This window comes from Parasedimentitalea psychrophila, from assembly GCF_030285785.1.
Taxonomy (GTDB): Bacteria; Pseudomonadota; Alphaproteobacteria; order Rhodobacterales; family Rhodobacteraceae; genus Parasedimentitalea; species Parasedimentitalea psychrophila.
On record NZ_CP127247.1, the window covers coordinates 3,810,607 to 3,833,312 of the forward strand.

Consider the following 22,706-nt stretch of genomic DNA (forward strand, 5'->3'; position numbering starts at 1 on the left):
GCCCATTGGCAAAACCTGCCAACAGTCAAAATGTGGCTCGTACTATGCTGACGGCGGGCAGGGGGGCAATCAATGACAAAGCGGCAACCCTTGAACCTGATGCAAAAGTGGTTGGTGCCCCAGTACTGGGTCTGCCAACAACCGCAGCTCACAAGAGCCAGTTTCTGTGTGCTCATGAGATTGTTGGATCGTCAGAACACAAAAACTGGACGTTGTGATCCCTCGGCCGTTGGGCTTGCCGAGGAGACCGGGTTCTCGGAAAGGAGCATCCGCGGCGCCTTCAAGGAGCTAGAAGAACGAGGTGTTATCAAACGGAATCGAGTGGCGCGGCGTTCCCGCAACCAGTTTCTGATTTATTCAGTGGCAGAACTTGAGCAAAATCAGCGATCGGCGAATCCAAAAAGGCGGGCGGGTCAGCGTCCGAGCCTGCAGCCTGCTGCCGCAACCCCTGCAATGCATTGCCTTCAGAACCTGCAACGGACTGCACCCGAAACAATAAAAGAAACTATAAAGAAAAACGAAGGGGCTGAGAACACGAATGCAATAGGTCAGGCCCTGTCAGGTGATACTGGCCGCCAACCATCCTTGGATATCGACCTTGGCGAATTTGAACGCAGGATTGTGAAAGTGTTCGAACGGGAAGGTTATGGCTATGAAGGTTTGTTGATGCTTCCAGCAGATGAGATGGAACACGTATTTCAACGGCTTTGCAGCGGCCATCTCTCGTTTGGTGAGGCAGTTGGGGAATTGCTCGATAGCTATCGGACAGCGCGGGAGAAGCTGTAGTGATGGCTAGGGAAATCAGCGCTGTAGTGCAGCGTTGGTTGCGGACATTGCGGCCTCCGGTTGTTTAGCGCGAATGGCCAGTCGCGGCACAGACCGAACCTTAGTGCAAGGCGCGGCTATCGGTAACTCCGAGTACTTTCTAAAAATGCTGCACTGCGAGAAATTAGTCAGGATGGGCGGTTAGCGGCCCTTCGCTGCGCCCCCCACCAATGTCTGCTCCGCGATCATTCTTGACTGTTGACAGTATCGCCGCTGGAAGGCGCGCACCTGCACCTCGATTTGGCAGATCCCGAGTAAGTTTGGATCCTTGTCGCCAAGCTTTTTGTACTGAGTTTACGGCTCCGGGTTGAGCGTTTGTTTAACAGCACCCAAGTGTTCGCTCACAGGCTAGATTTTTCAGAAAGGTTGTTTCGCAAACGTCGTTTGGAACTCTTCCTTCGCCGTGTTCAGAATTGGAGTTCCATGCGAGGGTATGAGATGAGCGAAATCCAGTTCAGCCACCCTGGCAAACTCTTTTGGTTCTGGCTGGCATACACGCAGCCATTCCGGACCGATGTTCGCGGGTTTAATGAACCCCGCTTGCTGCATCCTGATAGCGGCGTTTTTGCTGAAGAACTCATCGACCTCAGCCCAGTTTTGCAAACTGTCAGCTGAGACCAAAACACCGCCCTCTTTGTGAAGCAAAAGCATCCCTTCGGGCATTTTGGAACTGTCGTAAGTGAACAGGGACGCCTGCGTTACCGGCATTTCGCCGCCCGGGCGCAGCGAGTGAGTGGTTCTTAGACCGCCTCTGTGTTGCATCCCGTCCACCGCCCACAAATTGGCGGCGTAGCGATCCACGTAGAACGGGTCGTCCAAACCATTGTGAACACCCAGGTGATAGGCGCCCAGCTTGACGATATTTTCGACCCGCCCCAAGGCCTCCAGCGCCTTCAAGCCTTGGTCGTTCAGGCGAACGGTGCTGATCAAGGTCAGTGCCTCACCTTCGCGCAGTATAATCATGTTCCGGCTAAGCTGTATCCCTGGCACCATCATGACACTGCCGGTAACGATGAACACGTCTTTGAAAATCTGGCGAATTTCGCCGTGCGGTGTTGCTATTGGGAAGTCAGATTGCATTTTTGTTTCCTTCGCTTTTGAACATTAGGCCAGGCCGTCGAGTTTAGGGGTAGTACACACCAGTAGCCTTTTGCGCCCATTGCCAGAGATTGCTGTTCACAGTTGCGTCCATTGCTGCTGCATCAATTTTTGCCAGAGCGGGTTTACCGTTGGCCTCTCCCGGCCCGTCCGGTCCAAAATACTGACCGCCCTGGGCAGTGTCCAAGGTCGCCGCCATGACCGTAGGAGCCGCACCCTCCGCAGCAGACATGAACTTTATCCCATCCGGCGTTGGGCCGATATGGCGGAAAAGATCAGTCTGACTGACCCCAGGATGCGCGGCCAGAGACCTGAGTTGGTGACCTGAAATACGTATGCGGCGGTCGAATTCCAACGCGAAAATCAGGTTGGCAAGTTTGCTTTGGGCGTATGCCCGCCCCGGATCGTATGGCTTTTCGAGGGCGAAGTTCGCAAAATCAATTACGCCGCCGCGATGCGCCCTGCTGCTCAGCGAGACAACACGGGCACCTGGTGTTTTTTCCAGCAGTGCAAACAAACGTCCAGTCAGGGCAAAATGAGCCACGAAATTCACGCCAAACTGGGCTTCGTATCCATCATCGGTCCTTGTGGGTGGTGGCGTCATGATACCCGCGTTGTTGATCAACAGATCCAGTCGCTCCAGATGGCTGTTCGCCCAGTCGGCAAAGCTTTCTACTGCCTCAAGACTCGACAGGTTCAACTGCACGAACTCAACCTTACCGTTTGAAATGGGGGCCACGACACGCATACGCTCGATGGCCTCCCGCGCCTTGTCGGGATTGCGGCTGGCAACGATGACATTCATCCCCCGCCGGTAAAGGTCGAGCGCCGTTTCATATCCGAGGCCAGTGTTGGCGCCTGTGACAATGGCGGTTTTTTGCACCTGATCTTTCATAGCGTCTCTCGCCTTTTGCGAATTGGTTTGCCACAGGCCCCAGGAGGCTGCTTCAATAGCCTTTGCTTTGCAGCCACTTCAGGACCTTGTCTGCAATCTCAACGCCTTTGTCTTCCTGCAGGAAATGCGACGCGTTGGTGATTGTTTCATGGGGTTGCGACGCCGCACCGGGAAGCGCCTGAAACTGCTTGTCATATCCGGTATCAGCGAGAAACGGATCCTTGTCACTGAACAGGGTCAGAACTGGCCTGTTGCTTTGCCCCAGCTTGGCCCAGGCATCACGACCTTCGTCCTGCTGTTCGACTACGATCTGAGGCATCTTGCGCGGGCCTGCATAAAAGCGATGATCCGCAATGGGGGCGTCATAGGCAGACATTTCAGCGGCAGACAGTTTGGAATTCGTGAGGATCTGCATGACCTTGCCGAAGTCCAGTTTTGGAGACCGCAGGAAATAGCCCGCCCAGTTGCCATAGGATTGTTTGGCAGCCAGATCCTCAATTTTTGGCTTGCCCGCAAAGACCCGCATCGCCTTGAGCATGCGTGGCAAAATATACTTGAACGGGCCTTTGGCATTGCCAAGCGCCGTATTGGCGACAACCAAGTGCGACGCCCAGTCCGGGTTGTTTGCCAACACGCGCAGGCCAATCATGCCGCCCCAATCCTGCATAAAGACGGTGGCGTCTTTGATGCCCAATTTCTGCACAAAAGTCGTCATCCAGTTCACATGTGCCTGATAGCTATGCGCATCCGAGTTTGCGGGCTTGTCCGAGCGGCCAAAGCCAATAAGGTCGGGGGCAATGACGCGATAACCGGCGGCGACAAACAACGGGATCATCTTGCGGTAAAGGTAGCTCCAGGACGGTTGCCCATGCAGCAGAAAGATGGTCCTGGGATTATCGCGACCCTGGTCAACGTAGTGCATTCGCATACCGTCTACGTCGATGTAGTTCGGCTCAAACTGAAAATCGGGAAGATTGGCAAACGCTGAGTCAGGTGTTCTGAAAACGCCGGATTTGACGGGTGTTGATTGAAACGTCTCAAGCTTGGACATGTTGGCCTCTGATGTGTTGGCTGATCAGGATGTGCGGGCCGGTGTCTGCCCGTACATTCGGTCTCTGTTGGCAGTGCTACGCGTATTCAGCTGTGCTCAATGTCTGGCCATTCATCGTACCGGTGACTGCGGCGAGATAAGACTTGGCGGTATCGGCAGCAGTAATGGACCCTTCGGTTGGCCAGCCCAGTTTTTCCATGGATTCTGTCACCGATGTCGGCGACACGACGTTCAGACGGATGTCTGTCAGTTCTTGCGCAGCCGCGTCAGCAAAGCGTTCAAGCCCAGCAAAGGCCATGCCAATGGCGGCAGCACCCGGGAAATTGTATTTGCTGGCGGCACCAGATGTCAGCGTCACCGAACCACCTGGGGCAAGGCTGTCTTTGCCGTAGCGAAACAGGTTGATCTGGTCCATAAGCTGCATACCCGAGGCGCGGTCATAATCCTGATCTGTCAGCGCCTCCAGCGGCTTGATGTCAGCCTCGCCAGCGGCAGAGATGATCGCATCAACCTGATCAATTTGGGCAAACATTGCGCGAATGGAGGCCGGGTTGGAAAGGTCAACATTGACATCACCCGATGAGCGGCTGGCCGAAATGACCTGATGCTCGCCCGATAGAGCGTTGACGATGGCGCTGCCGATGACCCCCGAGGCGCCGACTACGAGTATTTTCATGAGGTGTTCCCTTGTACGTTTGATTACGTGTTGAGTAGGAACTAGAGGTCGAAGCGGTCAGTAAAAAGCATAGCTTCTCGAACAAGATGGTCATATAATTAGACCATGACCAATCTCGACCATCTAAACGTTGTAAGCACCATCTGCGACGTGGGCAGCTTTCAACTGGCCAGCGAAAAGCTGAACAAGGCCCGGTCTGCAGTGTCTTACTCGGTTAAACAGGTCGAAGAATTCTACCAAATTCAGATATTTGACCGCTCGAAATACCGGCCTGAGCTAACCGCAGACGGAAAAATACTTCTCGTGCAAATCCGCTACCTGTTGAAACAGGCGCAAAATTTCGAGGATTTTGTGCACGAGTTGAAAGGCGAAAATGAAGTTGAGCTGAGACTTGGCGTCAGCAGTCACTTTCCACTCGAAAAGCTTACAGGGCTGTTGAAGTCCCTAAAGGCTGACTTTCCCACGACAACCATTCATCTGGAAATGGAAATCGCGTCAGGTGAGCGTATCCTCCAAGAAGAAAAAGTGGACATCGCGATTTTTGGAGCCCCGAGCCAAAGCGTGTTTATTGATTACCAGCAAATCGATAGCATGAATGTTCCTTTGGTAATTTCCAGCGACCTAATTGAGAACGACCCTGCGAAGATTTCCGAAACCGATTTGGCCCGTCACCCTCAGGTCATTGTAAAGTCCACCGATGAAAAGTCGCCGGATGTCGGGATACTCGATGATGCCTTGAAATGGTACGTCACAGATCTGCACGCAAAGAAGGCACTGATTTGTGCGGGCCTCGGCTGGGGTCGGCTTCCGCATCACTTTGCCGAGCCAGAAATATCCAACGGAAAGCTCGTGGTACTTAGTACCTTAGGTGACCTTTCGCTCCCCATTTATCTGACCAAACTTGCCAACCGGTCGCTGGGACCCGTTGGTAAACGGATTTGGGAATATTTTTTGTAACTACTTTTTCATTTACTTGGCACCAAACCAGCCCTTCGTCGCATTGGTCACGAACGACAGCTGTGGGCCGTTCTCGACAGTTAGGGTAGAGGGAAGTGGTCCGATTGCTGCACCATGCACATTTAGGCACAAAGGGCGGTTTCGCTTCCTGAGTCAGAACGGATAAGCGATTTAGTCGTCATGCTTGGGAGTAGCAGTTTTCGAGCATAGCTTTAGCAAACCGCAAAAGATTCCGGTTTCGGGATAAGTGGAAGGTGGCATCGTCTGCATTGTTTGAGCCTGGATCTGAGCGGGGTTGGCAAAAAATATCAGCACGGTGAGAATTAGGGCGCGCATTGAGCATCTCCGTTTCGTGGAATTGATGCCCATAGTTTGTTACGCCAAACGCATCCTCGCGCGTCGAATTTGGAAATCAGTGCAAGTTTGCAGCAATTGGCGATGATTTTTCAGAATCGGTGAATGCACCGGACTGCACGGTGTGTCGGTATTCGGTCGGACTGTACCCGGTTTCTGCGCGGAAGGCCCGGTTGAACGGTCCCACTGAAGCAAAGCCGACTTCATATGCAATTTCCAGCACTGTTGCGTTCATCTGGGCGGGATCCGTCAAAGCGGTACAGGCCGCCTCGATTCGTGCCCGGTTGATGAAATTTGAGAAGTTGCGATAGCCCAGTCCTTGGTTTATCGCGCGCCGCAAACGGTGCTCCGGTACGGCGAGTTTTCCTGCGAGTGCGCCGATGGTCAGCCCTTCTTCTCGCCAGATGCCTGCGGTCATAGCTGACTGGATGCCTGCGATCAGGGCGGGGTCTGCAAATTCATCGTGGATCGCCAAACGGCTGTCGATGTCTGGGGATGTCTCGCCCGGCCAGCGGTTCGCATCGGGGCGCAACAGCCACACTGCAAATGCGAGGGAAACCACAAGTGTGCCGACAGCTTGCAAGAGAGCCAATATTATACCGTCCTCTTGTAGCAAACCGGTGGCCTGACCCGCAGTCAGAAACAATGCAAGGCCAGCAATAGCTGCTGCGAACCAAGGTCGTGCACGGCAGCGGCATTCCACCAAATCGTCACGAGTGGACCAGAGCGAGAGGATGACAAGCGCCCCATAAAGGACCACGGACATTGGCAAGCAAACGGAGAAAAGGCCTGGGAAGGCCTCATGGGCATAAAACGCGATTGAGGCGGCCAGCGATGCTACCAGCCAAGGCCAACGCTGACCGGGGGCATCGATAAATATGGTCACGATCAGCCAGGTAATCGCTGCAGGTGTGAGGCTGGCTATAAGCGTGAGATTTGAAAGCAAAGCTGGGTGCAGGTCGAGCGGCAGAGCCGCCGTAGTGATAAGGAAAGCGGATTCGGACAGGGCCAGCGCCGACACAGATAAGCGCCCTTCCAAGCTGATCGGCGCGCGCCAGAGCAATAAGGCCAGCAACATCAATATTGTAACAGCACCGCCACGCAGCGCAAGGTCGAGGTAAATCATAATCGGCCCATTCTTTTCCACAAGTATTGGATTGGGGCCAATATAGTGACACGGCCCTCGTTCCGCGCGTCGATTTCTGAAAATGATACGCCGATTCTGAAAATCGTTCCAATACTAACGGATTAGACTGGTAAATTGCGCCGAGTTATCCACCGAAGCTCGGTGACTGCAAGACTGGAGCGAACCAACGCGCAAAGGTCGCATTCTTGGGCACCGCAAGGCCCGGCAGCGTAGCTGCAAGGTCGGCATTCCCCCCTCTGAAGACACTGGGGTAACCAAGCTTGAAGGTCTACTTCTGCTATAGGCGGTGCGAACGCCCGTGTCCGTTTCGTGGTAGGAAACTGCCGTCAGACGTTCTGCGCACCAAGGTCGGTTTTGGGCCGTTTTCTGCCTTCAGGTTCAAGTGGAGGCTTCGGCATCGAGGGTGGATACCAGTGGCCCACCTGCTCAACAAATTGCATCGATGGCAGGTGATAGGGGTAAGCACCACTGTATCTCGGAACTACAGCGTTATGGCCACACTTCAGTCGTAGGCAGCATCCACGATGATCTCGACCTTGAGTTCCGGCCGCGCAAGTTTTGCCTCGCCACAGGCCCGCGCAGGTGCATGTCCTTCAGGCATCCAAGCATTCCAGACCTCATTAAGTCCAGCAAAGTCACTCATATCCGCCAGCCATATAGTAGCCCGCAACATCTTTTCGCGCGACGACCCGGCCTGGACCAGCAATACCTCGAGGCGCCTAAGGCATTCCTCGGTCTGCGCTTGGATGGTCTCTCCTTCACCAACCTGCCCGGTGATATAGGCGACTCCATTGTGCTTTACAATTTTCGAGGACCTGGCCCCGGTTTCGATACGTTCGATCATTCCACGCCCCTTGATCAGTCAAATTCCACAACGCATTCTATGCCGCCTAAAGCTAAACACTTCAACTGTCGAAGCGAACCGAAGCGGACCTTCTCCACACGCGTGTTCAAGGTCTGGCTAGGGCCGGAAGCACCAGTTGGGCTGATCCCTGTGAAGGTCTTGAAGGTCGCGCAACCTGGTCCCTGTATCATCGCAGCTAAGGTCTGGAACTAACACATTTTACCGTTAGCTCACACCGTCGAAGTATCGTTCGGGTCCTTCCCAGGCCCAACAGACATGCGGGTAATTCACACCCCGTGTCCGCCATCTGTTTTAGGCTCGATGAGGGGTGAGGTTAGGGTTGTTGATGTTGTTGGCTGCAAGTGGCGAAACTAGAACCTGACTTTATAGTGAACGCCCGCCTTTGAATGCTGGGACCCGGATTAAAGATTATTGGGTAGGTTCAGTTGCACTTCTTCACACAATCGGCGCTCAGAGCGAATGCTCAAACAATACCCCACCAGCAGCATCCGGATAAGAAGCTCAGGATCAATCGAGGGGCGGCCCGTGTTGCTATAAAACGGAACCAGGTATTCGCGTATGCCGGATAAGTCCACGAACCGGTCAATAGAGCGCAACAAGTGGCCCTGGAGGACATGGTCCTCAAGGGTTTGTAACCGTTTCCGTTGAAGGGCTGACGGTACTGTAACCTGAAGTCTGGAAATTTTGTTGGAGATTGCGCTGAGAGCCTCAGCTGGAGCGATCCAAACTGGTGTTCCATGGAGTTGCAAAACCAACCGTGGAGAACCGGAAATGGACAGACAGAAGGATACAGGCTTTGAGGCCATCTTGGAACATCTGATCGAATATGGCGCGAATGACATAGCCACGGTTTTTGCGCGGGCCTTTGAGTTGGCGATGCGCATTGAGCGTGAGCGGTTTCTCGGCGCTGGTCATTATGAGCGGACGGCCAGCCGACAAGGCTATGCCAACGGCACCAAGCCCAAGCGGATTGACACACCTGCGGGAACGGTCACGGTGCAGGTTCCCAAGACTGCCGGCCATACGGACGCAGCCTTCTACCCCCAGTCCCTGGACCGCGGTCGCCGGTCGGTGCGTGCGGTGATGCTGGCGGTGGCCGAGATGTACACTAGGGGCGTATCCACCCGCGAAGTCGAGGCGGTGATGTGCGAGTTCGGTATCGAGAGCCTGTCGTCTTCGCAGGTCAGCCGTGCCACCAAGCTGCTTGACGGGGAACTGGAAGCCTGGCGCACTCGCCCCCTCGGCGAAATCAAATATCTCTTCATTGACGCGCGCTATGAAAAGGTGCGCATCGGCGGTGTGGTTCGTGATGCGGCCGTCCTTTCGGCAATAGGTATTGGCCCGGATGAGCGCCGCCGCGTGCTTGGCGTCTCGGTGGCCCTGTCAGAGGCGGAGGTCCACTGGAGAGCATTCCTCGAAAGCTTGCAGAGCCGTGGCATGCGCGGTGTCGAATACGTCGTCTCCGACGACACGCCGGTCTACGCGCCGCCCGCAGGGCCGTCTTCGGGGGCGCCAAATGGCAGCGTTGCCAATTCCACCTGGCCCAGAATGCCATCCATCATGCGCCCAGCCAGAGAGTACGCAAGCGCATCGGTGCTGAGCTGCGCACGGTCTGGAATGCAACCTCGCTGGCCAAGGCGGAAACCGCGCTGGCCGATCTCGTGACAGCCTATCGCGAAACCGCCCCGAAACTGGCCGAATGGCTGGAAGAGAACGTGCCCGAAGGCCTGACAGTCTTCTCCCTTCCAGAGCACCACCGCCGTCGCTTGCGGGCCTCGAACCTAATTGAGCGCGCCATCCAGCAGGAGCTCAAACGCCGAACCATCAAGGTCAGGGTCTTTCCAAATGAAGAGGCTCTGGAACGTCTCGTCAGCGCTGTGCTGGTCGAGATCGACGAACGATGGGCAGTTGACACAAAAGCCTACATCAAATGGGAATGCCAGGATGCGTGAATGCCCCAAAACCTAATTTCCAGACGATAGGTTGCGTAATCGGGCTGACTCCAATTTGCCTGACAAATTGACCTATGCTCATGCCAGCGCACCCCTAGACTTCATAAGAAGTTTGATGCATCAGATTTCTGTTTAGGGGAAGTCAAATGACCAATGCCGCATCAAGTACATTTGGCTTGAACACCGGAAAACGAACTTTCGTAGCAAATCGACTTGAAGGGCGGCTAACCGCCCTTCAAGTCGATTTGTGCATGGTGCAGCAATTGGGCCTTATCCTTCTCCGCTAACTTTTCAACGAACAGTGCAGCAAGCCCGCAAGTCTAGAACGAAAATGAGAGTTGGAACGCGGTGTTGTTTGAGGTGATCTGTTCAAACGGCTTGCTCAACTCGACTTCTGCTCGCAGCACAACTAAGGCCGCTGCACGAGCGTCTTCGCCTGCATCGTGGTGCTGAAATTCCAGGCTTAGGTGTTGTTTAAGATTGGCCAGTCCATGGCCTCCATTCCCTTTCAGCCCAGGCCAAGCAGTTCTGGCGATGGTCACACTATTGCTCCAACTCAATCGAGGTTGATACAGACCATGTGCTTTGCATGCCGCGTTGATAGCGTGTTCGTCAAAGCGGCTGTGTTGAACGATTGCGTGCCTAGTCAGCAGCACCTGAAGTTTGGGCCATATCTCAGCGAAAGTCGGTGCGTTTTCAACGGTCTTGGCGCTGATCCCATGCAGCTCAACGTTAAAAGGCGCAAAAGGCATCAAAGGGTCGACGAATGCCGACCAAGTTTGAATGCTACGATCTAATCCAACGCAAGCCAGACCGATTTGGCAAATACTGGCGCTGTCACCGCAGGACGTTTCTACATCCAAAGCTATGAAGCGGAAATCACCATGGGGAAGAGCGTCTGTCAAATTATCATGGCCTTTGCAGGTGGAGTTTGCGGTATTCTTTCGTAAGCTAATGGGGGCATTTGATCAGGAATGGAATCATGAACATCATACATTTCATCCAAGCCGGAGGAACCATCGACAAGGATTATCTGACCGATGATGATCATCGCGCTTATAATTTTGTGATTGGCGATCCCGCCTATCGATCCATCACAGATCGAGCCGAAATACCCTATCCAGTTGGCTTCACGATGGCCTGTCAGAAAGACAGCTCTGACATGGATGACCAAGATCGAGATACGATCAGGCGGATCGCCTCTGAGGTTGCAGAGGACAAGATCATCATCACCCATGGCACCGATACGCTGCATGTCACGGCCAAACATCTAGCGGACATATCGGGTAAAGTTATTGTTCTGACTGGAGCATTAAAACCAGAGCGGCTTCGTGATTCCGATGCAGACTTTAACCTCGGCATGGCGGTAGGTGCGATCCAATGTCTTCCTGCTGGCGTTTACATCGCTCTTTGCGGGGAATTGAAGCGGTGGGATGAGTACATTCCGAGATCGCCGCCTAGTCTTTCAGAGTAGGGCTCGAAGTACTTGAGGGCACCTCTATCAATACAGATTTTCAAATGCTGCACCCCTTTAAATCAATGGATTACTTCACGTAAGGGTCGGGAAAATGGCATTAATAGAGGTGCCATTGATTTAATCAACTCTTCCAGAAAGCTCCTCACGTAAGAACCGCCAAGAACTTTCGTCACGAAACTTTTTCGTGAAACTTCTGTCGGGGAGGTTCTTGTTGCGAGCCCGAATTCGGTGTTCGAGGCAAATCTGGTGTTGGTTGAAACCCACTCGCTCCACGCTTAAGTGCAAACTCCTGCTTCGACAAATGGTGCAGGTGCAGATCTATCTGGCAGCAGAAAGGGCCTGACAACTGAAAGGGAGCACCCCATGGCAATAATCGAACTCCCCAAATATCCAACTCGCCATGGCTACATGTCGGAGAAGATTCAGCGGGATTACATCGCCTCAGCAGTATCAAAGAACTTGCTGCCAACCGAGGCGCATCGGATGGCGGAAATCGTCTCGTTGAATGCACCAAGTGTTGTCTCAAAGCCTATTCAGTTTTGGCAATTATACTCCGTGCTGGGCCAAGATCCCATCGTGAGGATTGTTCACAGTTTCTATGAGCGTGTTTTTGCGGACGAAGATTGGTTCACATCCGTTTTTGCGCGTGTTGGCGGAATCGGTCATCACATCAACACGCAGGCCTCAATGTGGATCGACGTGATGGGCGGCGGGCCCTACTATCATGGCGCAGAGTTCAGGCTGAACTTCCACCACAACCACAATGCAATGCAGTTGATGAACGAAAAGGGCGCAGATCGGTGGTCGCAGCTGATGTTGGAAACACTTGATGCGTCAGCAGACCAAATGAGCAAAGACCCAAGGGTTCGGATAAGCATCAATACGTTTCTGTCCCATTTCATGACCAAGTATTCGAAAGAGTTCGCATTCGAAAACCGAAGCCTTTTCGGCGAAACCAATCCGCCGTTCAAGCGGAGGATCAATTTCATGAAGATGACGGAACAGGCGATAGAGGCGTTGAGTGAAGATGAACTCAGCACGGCGCTCGTAGAACGCGGCGTCGATATATCCAAATACGATGGCAAAGAGGCGCTGGTCAGCAAGGCGCTTATGATGTGATCCTAAATTAGGTTTCCCGTGACATCACTGGAATTGTAATGCAGCTCATATTTCATTTTCAAATTGTCGCGCAGCATGAATGCTGAAGTGGTCCTGCTTTTCTGGACAAGTTTGTGGCGGAGCTAAGATGTATCGGGTTTGATAATCATGCCACTTTCTTCATTGCCTTGCTGTCGAAGTATGCTGCGCCCGGCGTTCGTTTATCAAGTGCGATGTGTGGACGCTCTGCTTCGGTAGCAGTTAAGGGGTGTCGCCATGATGATATCCTTGTCGTCCGGAACGCAAAGGGCTTGCCCGTTTGGTGTCCGGCCACAGCGATTGAGCTTATGAAGAAACATGAGGATTGGCAGGGCTGCTTGCACTACGATGCATTCCTTCAAAGGGATATGCTTTACCGGCCCGTTCCCGGGACCGATGAGAACGAAAATTTTGAGATCTGTGAGGTTAGAGATACTGACGTCGTGCAGGATCAGGTTTGGTTCAACCGAAATGGTTTCCCTGATGCGACACGCAGCACAGTCGCGGACCACTTTTTGGGGGGAGGCTCAGAACCGAAGAATGAACGGAGGCGGATTTCTGCAGATTTCGCATGCTCCGGAACCGCTGCATTAACCGCTCGTTCCCCCAGATGGGCACAAGACAACAACGATGAAGCCAAACGCTGGAATCTGAACTGCCCGCCATCAATAAATGTATAATGCAGGCAATAAATTCATCCTTAGCATGACATTGCCACATAATGCTCTACTTGTGGAATATCAACCAAGACTGGTGCATTACGACATGCGTTCAGAATGTCAGACAAGGTGTCGGCGTATGGGTCGCGTTTCGGCACGGGGGCACTCAGGGATGATGACGAACTGTTCGAGTATTTCCTGCAGCCGATCGAGGACAAGGCCCGCACCTTCGCCTAGTCCTTGGCAAGCATGACGCTGACGACGCTGGAAAAGGCCAGGAACACCGTCGTCGGGGTCCTCTGGGGAGCAATCAACGGCGAGCTGGGCGCGCTCGATCTTACACAGATTGCACAGCCGAAGCTCGGCTCCGGTTGTGCGCTCGAGAGAAGGTGCCAATGCGAATGGGTAATGTTGCATGGTATAAAAGGCAACAAATGGAGGAACATGGTTATGAAAAGAAATCGCATCGAGGACGAAGACATCGACGGCTGTGACATCGATTTCACAGCCGAAGAGCAGACGAACGATGCGGATCTGCCCGAAGCGTCTGGTGGAGTAGGAGGCGCCGATGAGGAGCTGGACGGCTGCGATATTAATTTTGCAGCTGAGGTCGAGGCGGCCGATGAAGATTTGCCGCTGTCCACAGGAGGAGTTGGATAGATGGCATTCAAACTAACTTGGTTGGCAGAAACATTGCTGGACGCGGGCGTGAAAGTCGCTGAAGATCCCGGCTGGCAAACCCATGGACGCCGTGAAATGGGTACTGTTCGCGGCGTGATGTGCCATCATACCGCTGGAGGTCTGAGTGGCAACTTCCCAAGCCATAGGGTCGTTCGCGTTGGTCGGAGCGACCTACCGGGCCCGCTTTCACAATTGGGGCTCGGCAGGGACGGTACTTTTTATGTGATCGCTGCTGGCGTTGCAAACCATGCCGGGCGAGGCGAGTGGAAGGGAGTGACCACGGGCAACTCAAGCTTCATCGGTATTGAGGCCGAAAACACCGGCCTTTCCAACGATTTTCCCTGGCCTGATGTGCAGATGGACGCCTATGCGCGCGGTTGTGCGGCAATCCTGAGCCATATCGGCGCTCCAGTGAGCATGTGTTGCGGACACAAAGAATGGACCAAACGAAAAATCGATCCGACCTTCGACATGAACAAAGGAAACCATGATGATATGGACATCTTTCGGGCGCGGGTACAAGGGTTCATGGACGGTACTGGAGTGCCGAGACCGAGAACTCCAGCCGAGGACAACACAGGCCGTCCGACACTTCGCCGACCGGCATCGGGCGATCTGGTAAAAGAGATTCAGGCGAAGGTCGGGGTCGATACCGACGGAGACTTCGGTCCGAAAACGGAGGCGGCAATGCGGGCTTTCCAACGAAAACACGGGCTGGTGCCTGACGGGATCGTTGGACCTAAGACATGGGAGGCTCTCTCATCCGTCTGATCTTTGCATATACAGGGCTGTCTCTAGCCCTTGCAACTACGACGGCGTCGCCTCTTTGGGCCGCGAGCGATTGTCCGAAATCGGTCTATGCGGCGGCACGGGAGGTTCGGGATGCGCTGTATGCGGAGGACGTAACAGCGCTCTCTGAACTGATCCATGACGGATTGGGGGTTCGCGTCTCAACCGCCGCTTACGTAATAGCTGAGGAGGAGGATCTGGAGGGATCAGACAGGGTGTTGGACAGAGTGTTGGACCGAAATGCGGTCTGGGCGCTCTGGTCCGACCCTGAAACCTACTACTGGGGTGATAAGGAAGGGTCGGGAAAACCGATCGAAAGGACCGGTGCCGCATTTGTGTCTGAATATGTTACCAATCAGGAGTTGCATTTCGAGACCGCAGAGCCGATCGCACATGATCCAGGAAAGGGCCGTGGGACAACCTTCGATAACGCCGCAGACAAATATCCCGAGGAAGGGATTGTGGAATTTATCTCCGGGGAGCCGCCGGAAAACGGGGCGGCACTACGTTTGGCTTTCGCGCCTGAGGAGGGGTGCCAACGACTCGTTGGGCTCATTCTGGCGCGTTGGTAGCCGCGAGGACGTGCTATCAGGCGGATTCTAACTAGTCTCTGCTTCCGCCAGATTACCGGAATTTATGCCGAACAAAGCTGGCGCCACTCCGCGAGAACGGCGGTGCGGTTGAGCTTGGAATTGGCGCGTGAATAAAGGTGGTGCTCCAGATTGAAATGGTTGTGCACCGAAGAATGAACGGAGGCGGCTTTCTGCAGACTTCGCATGCTCTGGAACCGCTGCATCGCCCGTTCTCGCCTTCGAAACGGAAGATGCGAATTTTCGCCTCTGTTGTTCTGCCAGCGACCGGTTTCTTGATTCTGGGCGTTCCCAATTGCCTTCATCGCAGCGCTGTAGGAGCGAAATTTATCGGTCACCATGACATGTGGTTGACCGTAGAGATTCATCAATTTCCGGAGAAATTTCAATGCACTTTTCTTATCCCGACTCTTCGTGACATAGAACTCAAGCACTTCACCCGAACGGGCGCTTGGGTTCGATCACTCCTAGAATGCAAGCCGACCCGGGTTGTCACCGTCGCCATCGCCAACAAGACTGCCCGTACCGCATGGGCATTGCTCGCGAAGGGAGAAAGCTACAAGGCCACATCGGCCGTCTGAACGAATGGCCGCCAGTTTGCCGCCTGGTTGGGGTTGGTTCCTAAACAACGATCAAGCGGAGGGAAGACCAGGCTGTTTGGGATCAGCAAGCGTGGTGTTCGATACCTGCGCACGCTGATGATCCACGGTGCCCGAGCTGTTCTGGGTAAGGCGAGTGGGAAAACCGATCCAAGAAGCCATAGGATTGGCCGAATGCGCGAACGCCGACATCCGAATGTTGTCACTGTCGCACTCGGCAACAAGAACGCCAGGATCGTTTGGTCAGTGTTGTCGCGGCAAGAAGGCTATCGCCCTGATCAGACGGCGTCGGCAATCTGACGGCGGCTAAAAATCAACTGAGAAAAGGAAGTTAATCCCGGAATATTGCCGCAAACTGCCAGGAGACGGAGGAAAGGTCACCCCGATCGCTTCTCGAACCTGATGTGCGGATCGGCACGGTCAAAAGCCGCTCTCCGAGTTTTCGATCTGTTTCGCCAGCTTCTTCACAAAGTTCCGGCCCGGTGGAGCGATGATCCCATATTCCATCAAATGACCACGGAGTGCATTGATCAGTTGATTGCATTGCCGAACCAAAAGATCACGAATCTTAAACACATTGATCGGGATTGCTGTACGGCAGTCTTCACTGGCTCAAACCGCATCGTCGGCCGGACTGAGCAGCCCCACTTGCGTGGTCCAAGTTGAAAGTTAGTGCATGGTTGGCCTTTGGTCCACCGGTACGATGGCCTCAGGCGCTGGTGGGCGGTAGCCCAGAGCACTGTGGGGTCGTTTGGTGTTGTAGTGTTTCCTCCAGCTTTCGATGACGATCTGGGCTTCGCGTAGCGAGTAGAATATCTCACCGTTGAGTAATTCGTCTCGCATTCGCCCGTTGAAACTTTCGCAGTATCCGTTCTCCCAAGGAGACCCAGGTTCGATATAGGCGGTCTTCGACCCAACGGCTTTGATCCAGCCCCTGACCGCCTCAGCAATAAACTCAGGGCCGTTGTTTGACCGAATGTACGCAGGCACGCCACGCAGGATAAACAGGTCCGTCAGCGCGTCGATGACTTCGGTCGAGTTCAGCTTCCGCTTCACCCGGATCGCCAAACATTCCCGACTGTGTTCGTCCAGAATGTTCAATGTCCTGAACGCCCTGCCATCATCGGTTCGGTGATGCACGAAGTCGTACGACCAGACATGATTGCGATACTCGGGACGTAGCCGGATACATGATCCGTCGTTTAGCCAGAGTCGCCCCTTCTTGGGTTGTTTCATAGGCACTTTCAGCCCCTCACGTTTCCACAAACGCTCAACACGTTTGTCATTCACCTGCCAGCCTGCGTCTCGCAACAAGGCACCAACCCGACGATAGCCATATCGACCGTACTGACGCGTCAGCTCGATCATGTCTGCGATCAGGCGTTCTTCGTCATCACGCCCCTGTGGTACTCGACGTTGCGTGGATCGGTGCTGGCCCAGGACGTAGCACACACGACGCTCAGAAACCTTCATCTGGCTGCGCACATGATCAATACAGGCACGTCGGCGCGAGGGGCTCAGAAGTTTCCCGATGCGGCCTCCCTCAAGATCAGTTTATCCAGTGTCAGGTCAGAAACCGCACGCCGAAGGCGCTCATTCTCTTTCTGAAGCCGCTTTAGTTCCTTGAGTTGTTCCGTTCCCATTCCACCGTATTTCTTCTTCCAGCGATAACAGCTGTGATGCGTAAACTGCTGGTCATGGCAAACGCACTGGTGCGTGATGGGCGAAAATGGACTGAAACACCGGCTTGACCAATACGGATACTCGGGCATTTTGCAAATGCCCTGGCGGGCAGTGCAGTGCCCAATTCTGGCCCTCGATCATGAACAACCTGAAGAACAGGGGCATGGAGGATATCCTGATTGCCGTTGTGCCCTCTCATGGTATGCAAGCAAACCACTGTCGGGTGACAGACGGCCTGAAGGGCTTCCCTGATGCCATCAACGCCGCCTTCCCGGATACCACGGTTCAGACCTGTATTGTGCACCTTGTGCGCCATTTCTTGAATTTCTGCGGCTGGAAAGACCGCAAGAATGTGGCCAAAAGCCTGAAACGGGTCTATCGGGCCACGGATGACGCCGAGGCGGAGAAGGCCCTCGATGATTTCGAGGCTGAATGCGGCGAAAAATACCCCTCAATCGCACCCTCGTGGCGACGCGCCTGGCAGGAGGTCATCCCGTTTTTTGTCTTCCCGCCAGCCGTGCGCAAAATCATCTACACGACGAATGCAATCGAGAGCCTGAACCGAGGGATCAGAAAAACCACCAAAACCCGTGGCAGCTCTCCAACAAATGACGCGGCGACCAAGCCGATTTACTTGGCCATTCGCAATTTCGAAAAGACGGGACGGTGCGTCAGGGAGTGGGTTGCTGCCCGCAATCAGTTCGCTATTCTTACCCCGGAACAGTTCAACAGATGCCCCGTTTCAGCGGCATGGGCTGATGGTCATACACAGAGTTTCGGATACTCCCGCCGTTTTCCTACTCCCGCCAAATTACGGCTTTCTTCTCGTCATCCAGCGCCGGTGATATTTGCATACACCGTATCCTCCAAATGATTTGGTAAACATGGTGTGTTCCGGTGACCGCCTGAATCCATCACCACTATTTTTAGGGGGGATTACCTATCCAAGGTCTATAAGGCAGTTCAGCATTGTTATCGCGGTTTATAGTCCGTAAACTTACGCTGCTGTGGATATCCGGCTTTCCCCTTGCAACACCTTGCGCATCGCGCATAGGCCACTCGCGAATTTTTTTCCTGTACAATTTTGTCCAGAAACTGCTCCGAGAATTATTCATGAAACTGTTCGCATCTGCGACAAAGTCAATCTCGCTGCTGGGAAGGTCGAGAAAACTGTCATCCCAAATACGTAGCTGGCAATCAGTTGCATTATCAACCATCCACTTCAGAGAAATTCTGGATAATGTCCCATCCTCGTAGCCACCACCTACATCAGTGTGCATTCCCGAAAACCAGACCTGTTTCATTGATTGGCTAGGTTCCGTCTCTACATCCCAAAGCTTTGGATGAAAAGATTTCCTTTCATCGTCAATGGCGAGTGCATGAAAAGCATTCTCGACACATCTACTTAAAGAAAAATCGTGGAATTTATGTCTAAAAAAGGGAATTGCATCCAAAAAGTGCGACAAAGATTTCAGCGGCGCTCCAAGAGCTGGCACCGTATCCCAAACACCCAGAAACTTGACTTTGATCCACATGGTATGATGGCGTTCACAGAATTCTTTGGCCAATTTCTTGCGCTTTTCGGCGTTGCGAATTTTGTATATTTTGTAAGCTATATCAATTAGCTCCGGGCGAGATTTTGGCAAGATGCCAAATAAATTGATGAATCCAGTTAGGCTTCGAACTGTCGCAGCACCACGGCTAAATCCAAAAAGGTATATTTGATCTTCAGTTTCATAATTGTCGAAAATAAACCTATAACATTCGATTATGTTCTTACTTATTCCAGCTCCACTAACTTTGCCTGACAACCACCAGCGATCGGTGCCAAGTCCACGGTCATAAAATGCTATTTGTTTTGGAGTGCGGTTCTCGACAGCCTTGAAAAGCTTGTAGACGTTTGAATCTGAGCCTGTTCCGCCATCTTGCCCAGTTCCATCTGAAAATAAGACAATATTTTTTGACATCTGATCGCTTCTTTCTAGCTAGTGCATTATCTAAAAGAAAATGTTCTAATCGACATTCCCTAATTGAAATACCTTGCTCCTGCAAGTTGTGGCTATTTTGGATCCCAATCAAGCGCTCTAGCGCAAGTTGCACCTTGCTTCGGGCATCTGTCACTTGAATCGAGCACAATTTTTGTTCTCGGTGGTGGGATTGACCTAGCTTTTGGTATGATCAACACCCATTTGGACAGACCCGTAGGGCCGCTTTTCTTTAGTTCTGCCATTGACGCCGTCACATCGAAGTCGGCGGCGCGCGAAACCGATCGATGGTCACGAGGATGAAGTTCACCAGATCGCCGCTGACGGCGACCTCGGGCATTTTGAATGTAATAGAACAGGCGCGGCGAACAGTTCCCGCCCCGGTCTTTATAACCTGGGTTTGCAGTCTGGGGCGCTATGTCAGAACCTTGATCAGGCGTGCAAGAATCGATGCAACCTTCGCCGTTGATTCTAGTACTTTGGCCACCGTTTTGACGGTTTTGACGAATTTATTGATCTCTCGAACGTGCTGACGCAGACGCTTCTCCGCCTCAGACTGACCCAGCTGCGTGGCTTGAAAGGCCAACTCCGCTTTGAAAATCAATTGATCATTTTGGGCCATTTTTGCCCGATCTGCCCGCAGCGCGTTGAGTGTCGCCATGTCTTTCTTCTTAGCCGTCGCGCGAATCTCAGCCGTATTCACGCGGTAAAGTACGTTCTGCCGGTTGCGAAGCTGCTGGAAATACTCGATTGAGATCGCCGTTTCTTCAACCATAATTCACCCCTCCACTTTTTCAACTAGTGTTTTTAGCGATTCGAGATATTTGACGACCTCCTCTGGCGACCCGGGTGAACGTAGCGCATCTGCTAGGGTGGAGTGGACGCGGGCAATCATGCCAACCTCGTAAATCACTGTGCCCTTATAATATTTCATGAACGCTTGATGCTCGGCTTGAAGAGCCTTGATCGCGGCCTTATACCCGGTAGCGCCCTGTGTCTCTACGTCATAGTTTAGAACCGCATTATTCCTAGTCGTTAGCGCCTCAGATCGGATTTTGAAATCCCCATCAATACCAAGGTTAATCAGATGCAATTGAAGTTCCCGTACTATCGTGGCAACGTCCTTCTCGGACTTCAGAACAACCGACCGCATTTTCTTGTAACGAAGAGTAGCAATTACTTCGCTCACAACTGCAGTTTCAGCACTTTCGCGCTCGGATCTGTCCTTTAGGAACTCCAATAGAGTTGCAGATTCCGCTGCTTTAGCAAAATCCGTTAAAGCTGTCAGAGCCGATGAATATCCTGAAATGACCTCCTCTTCGAGCGATGCGTCCGTTAATAGCGACAAGGCCGAAACATAAGTTGTGAGAGCTGTCATCTTTCTCTGTGCCGACGTCGCTTCGTTTTGAACCGGTTTTCTGTTGCCGAGGACCACTTTTTCAACGATGCAATTTGAGGCTGGCACGCTAGTGTCACCCGCCATGACAAAATTGCAATCATCGCTAAGCAACCAAACATCCCCAGAAGCAGCCGAGACATCGAGCTCCGCTTCAGCAGCAGCGTCAAGCCCTGGCTTCAGTTTTTGGGCCAGTTTTTTTTTCGTATTTTGTGCAAGCTCGCTCAGTGCAGAGAATTCAGTAGTGACACGTTCGGTCGTGCAAGCAGAAAATGCCCCCAATACAAAACAAATAGTCAAAATTCTATTCACCAAAATCACCTCCGAAAGATAAATTTCGTTTTAAAGAAACATGCCACAACTACTGGGTATAATCAACAATAATTCATTCTCCCGGAATAATGACGCTTTGGGCTCAAAAATGGGAGTTGGCGGCGCTTTGGCCGAAAGGCAGCTGGGGTTTCAACGGATCGACGCGGGGTAATCCCCCCATTTTTAATGGGGCTCAGCCATAGAATTCACGCGGCCATTTTCAGTTTCATGGCAGGGGTGATCCCGCCGATGCCCATGTTGGGTCGGTCGTTGTTGTATGTCCATAGCCATTCAGTGGCCTGTTCCTGAGCCTCCTCTATCGTTTCAAAGATGTTCTGCCCCAGCCATTCTCCGCGAACCGTGCGGTTGTAGCGCTCGATGTAGGCGTTCTGCTGAGGTTTTCCGGGTTGGATGTATTGGATGGCAATGTCTTGTTTTTCGGCCCATGTCATTAGTTTGGCACTGACATATTCCGGCCCGTTGTCCACACGAATAATCTTCGGTTTGCCGCGCCATTCAATGATCTGGTTCAAGTTGCGCACAACCCTTTCCGCAGGCAGCGAAAAGTCGACCTCGATACCCAAACCCTCACGATTGAAGTCATCCAGAACGTTCAACGTCCTGATCGACCGCCCATCCGCCAGTTGATCGGCCATGAAGTCCATCGACCATGTGTGATTGGGCACGTCAGGCACGGCCAACGCCTCCGGTTTATCCCGCTTCAGGCGCTTTCTGGGCATAATCCGCAGGTTCAGTTCCAGCTCGCAGTAAATCCGGTAAACACGTTTGTGGTTCCAGCCGAAGCCTTTGACGTTGCGCAGATACAAAAAGCACAGGCCAAAACCCCAGGTGCGCCGGTTGCTCGTCAGCTTCACAAGCCATTCGGCAATTTTGGCGTTCTCATCGCATAGCTCGCGCTCGTAACGATAACAGGTCTCGCTGATGAAAAATGTCCGGCAGGCCAGCGCGATGCTGACCCTGTGGTGTGCGACCGCATGAACCGCCATCTCCTTGCGCAGGGATGGCCTTAGTGCTTTTTTCCGAGCGCCTCCTTCAGAAGCTCATTCTGCATGCTCATCTCTGCATACATCTTCTTAAGCCGCCGGTTTTGCTCCGCCAAATCTTTCATCTCGCCAATCAGCGATGCATCCATGCCACCAAATTTGGCCCGCCACTTGTAAAAGGAGGCGCTGCTCATCCCATGCTCCCGGCACAGTTCAGACACAGGCACACCGCCCTCTGCCTGCTTCAGGATGCCCATGATCTGTGCGTCGCTATATCGTGCTGTCTTCATCAAAAATCTCCTCAGATATCTTGCCGAGAAAATTCTACTGTTGAACACCGTTAATTTTCGGGGGGATTACCCTACTTGTTCCAAGATCGGGAACCATTCTGCAGGCAGCTCGACAACTAGCGCATCTGCATTTGCTTCGAAAATTCCATCAAGGCTTCCGGGAGCGTATTCATCCAGCTCATTGAGGCAACGTTTGATGCGTGAATGCGACATCTTGCTGCGACTTTACTTGCGGGTATTTGGTGCTAGATCTGATTTGATTATGCTAAATACAACTTAGGTGA

At 53.0% G+C, this 22,706-nt stretch carries 18 protein-coding genes and 6 pseudogenes; 10 read left to right on the forward strand and 14 right to left on the reverse strand.

Annotation, left to right across the window (positions count from 1 at the left end; genetic code table 11):
- Positions 1–72: 72 nt before the first annotated feature.
- Positions 73–786: a helix-turn-helix domain-containing protein gene (locus QPJ95_RS18460; protein ID WP_270921086.1), complete on the forward strand. Its 714-nt coding sequence runs from the start codon at positions 73–75 to the stop codon at positions 784–786.
- Between the two features lie 396 nt (positions 787–1,182).
- On the opposite strand, the gene QPJ95_RS18465 is transcribed toward QPJ95_RS18460, so the two are convergent.
- From QPJ95_RS18465 to QPJ95_RS18480, 4 genes are all read right to left on the reverse strand, one after another.
- Complete coding sequence (locus QPJ95_RS18465) at positions 1,183–1,905, reverse strand: hypothetical protein (protein ID WP_270921087.1); 723 nt, start codon at positions 1,903–1,905, stop codon at positions 1,183–1,185.
- A 43-nt stretch (positions 1,906–1,948) separates the two neighbouring features.
- On the reverse strand, positions 1,949–2,818 hold the full coding sequence (locus QPJ95_RS18470; protein WP_270921088.1) for an oxidoreductase: 870 nt from the start codon (positions 2,816–2,818) through the stop codon (positions 1,949–1,951).
- Positions 2,819–2,870: 52 nt separating this feature from the next.
- Positions 2,871–3,869: a haloalkane dehalogenase gene (locus QPJ95_RS18475; protein WP_270921089.1), complete on the reverse strand. Its 999-nt coding sequence runs from the start codon at positions 3,867–3,869 to the stop codon at positions 2,871–2,873.
- Positions 3,870–3,945: 76 nt separating this feature from the next.
- Positions 3,946–4,545, reverse strand: a complete 600-nt coding sequence (locus QPJ95_RS18480; protein ID WP_270921090.1) for a short chain dehydrogenase — start codon at positions 4,543–4,545, stop codon at positions 3,946–3,948.
- Positions 4,546–4,650: 105 nt separating this feature from the next.
- On the opposite strand from QPJ95_RS18480, the gene QPJ95_RS18485 reads away from it, so the two are divergent.
- Positions 4,651–5,502 carry a LysR family transcriptional regulator gene (locus tag QPJ95_RS18485; RefSeq protein WP_270921091.1) on the forward strand — a complete coding sequence of 284 codons (852 nt, stop codon included), beginning with the start codon at positions 4,651–4,653 and terminating at the stop codon, positions 5,500–5,502.
- Between the two features lie 412 nt (positions 5,503–5,914).
- Here the strand turns inward: QPJ95_RS18485 and QPJ95_RS18490 are convergent, their stop codons facing one another.
- The 3 genes and pseudogenes from QPJ95_RS18490 to QPJ95_RS18500 form a co-directional block, all read right to left on the reverse strand.
- The gene (locus QPJ95_RS18490) at positions 5,915–6,982 is read right to left on the reverse strand and encodes a helix-turn-helix domain-containing protein (RefSeq protein WP_270921092.1); all 1,068 of its coding nucleotides are present in this window, start codon (positions 6,980–6,982) and stop codon (positions 5,915–5,917) included.
- A 523-nt stretch (positions 6,983–7,505) separates the two neighbouring features.
- A complete protein-coding gene (locus QPJ95_RS18495; RefSeq protein WP_270921093.1) occupies positions 7,506–7,847 on the reverse strand; it encodes a RidA family protein in 342 nt (113 codons plus the stop codon).
- Positions 7,848–8,284: 437 nt separating this feature from the next.
- A pseudogene (locus QPJ95_RS18500) lies at positions 8,285–8,551 on the reverse strand (transposase); the annotation flags it as partial.
- A gap of 193 nt (positions 8,552–8,744) precedes the next feature.
- Between QPJ95_RS18500 and QPJ95_RS18505 the strand changes: the two are divergent.
- Positions 8,745–9,820: pseudogene (locus QPJ95_RS18505) on the forward strand (IS256 family transposase).
- Between the two features lie 320 nt (positions 9,821–10,140).
- Here the strand turns inward: QPJ95_RS18505 and QPJ95_RS18510 are convergent.
- A complete protein-coding gene (locus QPJ95_RS18510; protein ID WP_286018129.1) occupies positions 10,141–10,725 on the reverse strand; it encodes a 3'-5' exonuclease in 585 nt (194 codons plus the stop codon).
- Positions 10,726–10,802: 77 nt separating this feature from the next.
- On the opposite strand from QPJ95_RS18510, the gene QPJ95_RS18515 reads away from it, so the two are divergent.
- The 5 genes from QPJ95_RS18515 to QPJ95_RS18535 all read left to right on the forward strand — a co-directional run bounded on the left by QPJ95_RS18515 (position 10,803) and on the right by QPJ95_RS18535 (position 15,135).
- Positions 10,803–11,294 (forward strand): asparaginase domain-containing protein, encoded by a 492-nt coding sequence (locus QPJ95_RS18515; RefSeq protein WP_270920792.1) that lies wholly within the window; start codon positions 10,803–10,805, stop codon positions 11,292–11,294.
- Between the two features lie 366 nt (positions 11,295–11,660).
- Entirely contained in the window at positions 11,661–12,416 is a 756-nt protein-coding gene (locus QPJ95_RS18520) for a globin domain-containing protein (RefSeq protein WP_270920791.1), read from the forward strand.
- A 926-nt stretch (positions 12,417–13,342) separates the two neighbouring features.
- A complete protein-coding gene (locus tag QPJ95_RS18525) occupies positions 13,343–13,753 on the forward strand; it encodes a hypothetical protein (protein ID WP_270920790.1) in 411 nt (136 codons plus the stop codon).
- Complete coding sequence (locus QPJ95_RS18530; RefSeq protein ID WP_270920789.1) at positions 13,754–14,545, forward strand: peptidoglycan recognition protein family protein; 792 nt, start codon at positions 13,754–13,756, stop codon at positions 14,543–14,545. It abuts the gene before it with no gap.
- Positions 14,521–15,135, forward strand: coding sequence for a hypothetical protein (locus QPJ95_RS18535; RefSeq protein ID WP_270920788.1), 615 nt, complete (start codon positions 14,521–14,523; stop codon positions 15,133–15,135). Before QPJ95_RS18530 ends, QPJ95_RS18535 begins: the two co-directional genes overlap by 25 nt.
- 62 nt (positions 15,136–15,197) lie before the next feature.
- Here the strand turns inward: QPJ95_RS18535 and QPJ95_RS18540 are convergent.
- Positions 15,198–15,593, reverse strand: a pseudogene (locus tag QPJ95_RS18540) (DDE-type integrase/transposase/recombinase); the annotation flags it as partial.
- Between the two features lie 144 nt (positions 15,594–15,737).
- Here QPJ95_RS18540 and QPJ95_RS18550 point away from each other — a divergent pair.
- Positions 15,738–16,052 (forward strand): annotated as a pseudogene (locus QPJ95_RS18550) (transposase); the annotation flags it as partial.
- A gap of 369 nt (positions 16,053–16,421) precedes the next feature.
- Here QPJ95_RS18550 and QPJ95_RS18560 read toward each other — a convergent pair.
- Positions 16,422–17,425, reverse strand: a pseudogene (locus QPJ95_RS18560) (IS3 family transposase); the annotation flags it as partial.
- A gap of 128 nt (positions 17,426–17,553) precedes the next feature.
- Here QPJ95_RS18560 and QPJ95_RS18565 point away from each other — a divergent pair.
- A pseudogene (locus QPJ95_RS18565) lies at positions 17,554–18,165 on the forward strand (IS256 family transposase); the annotation flags it as partial.
- A gap of 196 nt (positions 18,166–18,361) precedes the next feature.
- On the opposite strand, the gene QPJ95_RS18570 reads toward QPJ95_RS18565, so the two are convergent.
- The 4 genes from QPJ95_RS18570 to QPJ95_RS18585 form a co-directional block, all read right to left on the reverse strand.
- Complete coding sequence (locus QPJ95_RS18570; protein ID WP_270920786.1) at positions 18,362–19,402, reverse strand: DUF2235 domain-containing protein; 1,041 nt, start codon at positions 19,400–19,402, stop codon at positions 18,362–18,364.
- Positions 19,403–19,835: 433 nt separating this feature from the next.
- Complete coding sequence (locus QPJ95_RS18575) at positions 19,836–20,195, reverse strand: hypothetical protein (RefSeq protein ID WP_270920785.1); 360 nt, start codon at positions 20,193–20,195, stop codon at positions 19,836–19,838.
- Between the two features lie 3 nt (positions 20,196–20,198).
- Positions 20,199–21,128: a hypothetical protein gene (locus QPJ95_RS18580; protein ID WP_270920784.1), complete on the reverse strand. Its 930-nt coding sequence runs from the start codon at positions 21,126–21,128 to the stop codon at positions 20,199–20,201.
- Between the two features lie 206 nt (positions 21,129–21,334).
- Positions 21,335–22,422, reverse strand: a protein-coding gene (locus QPJ95_RS18585) for an IS3 family transposase (RefSeq protein ID WP_270920783.1) whose coding sequence is annotated in 2 segments (ribosomal slippage) — positions 21,335–22,161 and positions 22,161–22,422 — 1,089 coding nt in all. Because the reading frame shifts where the segments join, the coding sequence is not laid out codon by codon here.
- Positions 22,423–22,706 lie beyond the last annotated feature (284 nt).

Excerpts from the sequence above, each read along its gene's own strand:
- QPJ95_RS18515 (WP_270920792.1), top strand. The coding sequence starts at position 10,803 with ATGAACATCATACATTTCATCCAAGCCGGAGGAACCATCGACAAGGAT.
- QPJ95_RS18465 (WP_270921087.1), bottom strand. The coding sequence starts at position 1,905 with ATGCAATCTGACTTCCCAATAGCAACACCGCACGGCGAAATTCGCCAG.
- QPJ95_RS18530 (WP_270920789.1), top strand. The coding sequence starts at position 13,754 with ATGGCATTCAAACTAACTTGGTTGGCAGAAACATTGCTGGACGCGGGC.
- QPJ95_RS18525 (WP_270920790.1), top strand. The coding sequence starts at position 13,343 with ATGACGCTGACGACGCTGGAAAAGGCCAGGAACACCGTCGTCGGGGTC.
- QPJ95_RS18535 (WP_270920788.1), top strand. The coding sequence starts at position 14,521 with ATGGGAGGCTCTCTCATCCGTCTGATCTTTGCATATACAGGGCTGTCT.
- QPJ95_RS18480 (WP_270921090.1), bottom strand. The coding sequence starts at position 4,545 with ATGAAAATACTCGTAGTCGGCGCCTCGGGGGTCATCGGCAGCGCCATC.
- QPJ95_RS18575 (WP_270920785.1), bottom strand. The coding sequence starts at position 20,195 with ATGGTTGAAGAAACGGCGATCTCAATCGAGTATTTCCAGCAGCTTCGC.
- QPJ95_RS18495 (WP_270921093.1), bottom strand. The coding sequence starts at position 7,847 with ATGATCGAACGTATCGAAACCGGGGCCAGGTCCTCGAAAATTGTAAAG.
- QPJ95_RS18570 (WP_270920786.1), bottom strand. The coding sequence starts at position 19,402 with ATGTCAAAAAATATTGTCTTATTTTCAGATGGAACTGGGCAAGATGGC.
- QPJ95_RS18520 (WP_270920791.1), top strand. The coding sequence starts at position 11,661 with ATGGCAATAATCGAACTCCCCAAATATCCAACTCGCCATGGCTACATG.
- QPJ95_RS18460 (WP_270921086.1), top strand. The coding sequence starts at position 73 with ATGACAAAGCGGCAACCCTTGAACCTGATGCAAAAGTGGTTGGTGCCC.
- QPJ95_RS18485 (WP_270921091.1), top strand. The coding sequence starts at position 4,651 with ATGACCAATCTCGACCATCTAAACGTTGTAAGCACCATCTGCGACGTG.
- QPJ95_RS18490 (WP_270921092.1), bottom strand. The coding sequence starts at position 6,982 with ATGATTTACCTCGACCTTGCGCTGCGTGGCGGTGCTGTTACAATATTG.
- QPJ95_RS18475 (WP_270921089.1), bottom strand. The coding sequence starts at position 3,869 with ATGTCCAAGCTTGAGACGTTTCAATCAACACCCGTCAAATCCGGCGTT.
- QPJ95_RS18470 (WP_270921088.1), bottom strand. The coding sequence starts at position 2,818 with ATGAAAGATCAGGTGCAAAAAACCGCCATTGTCACAGGCGCCAACACT.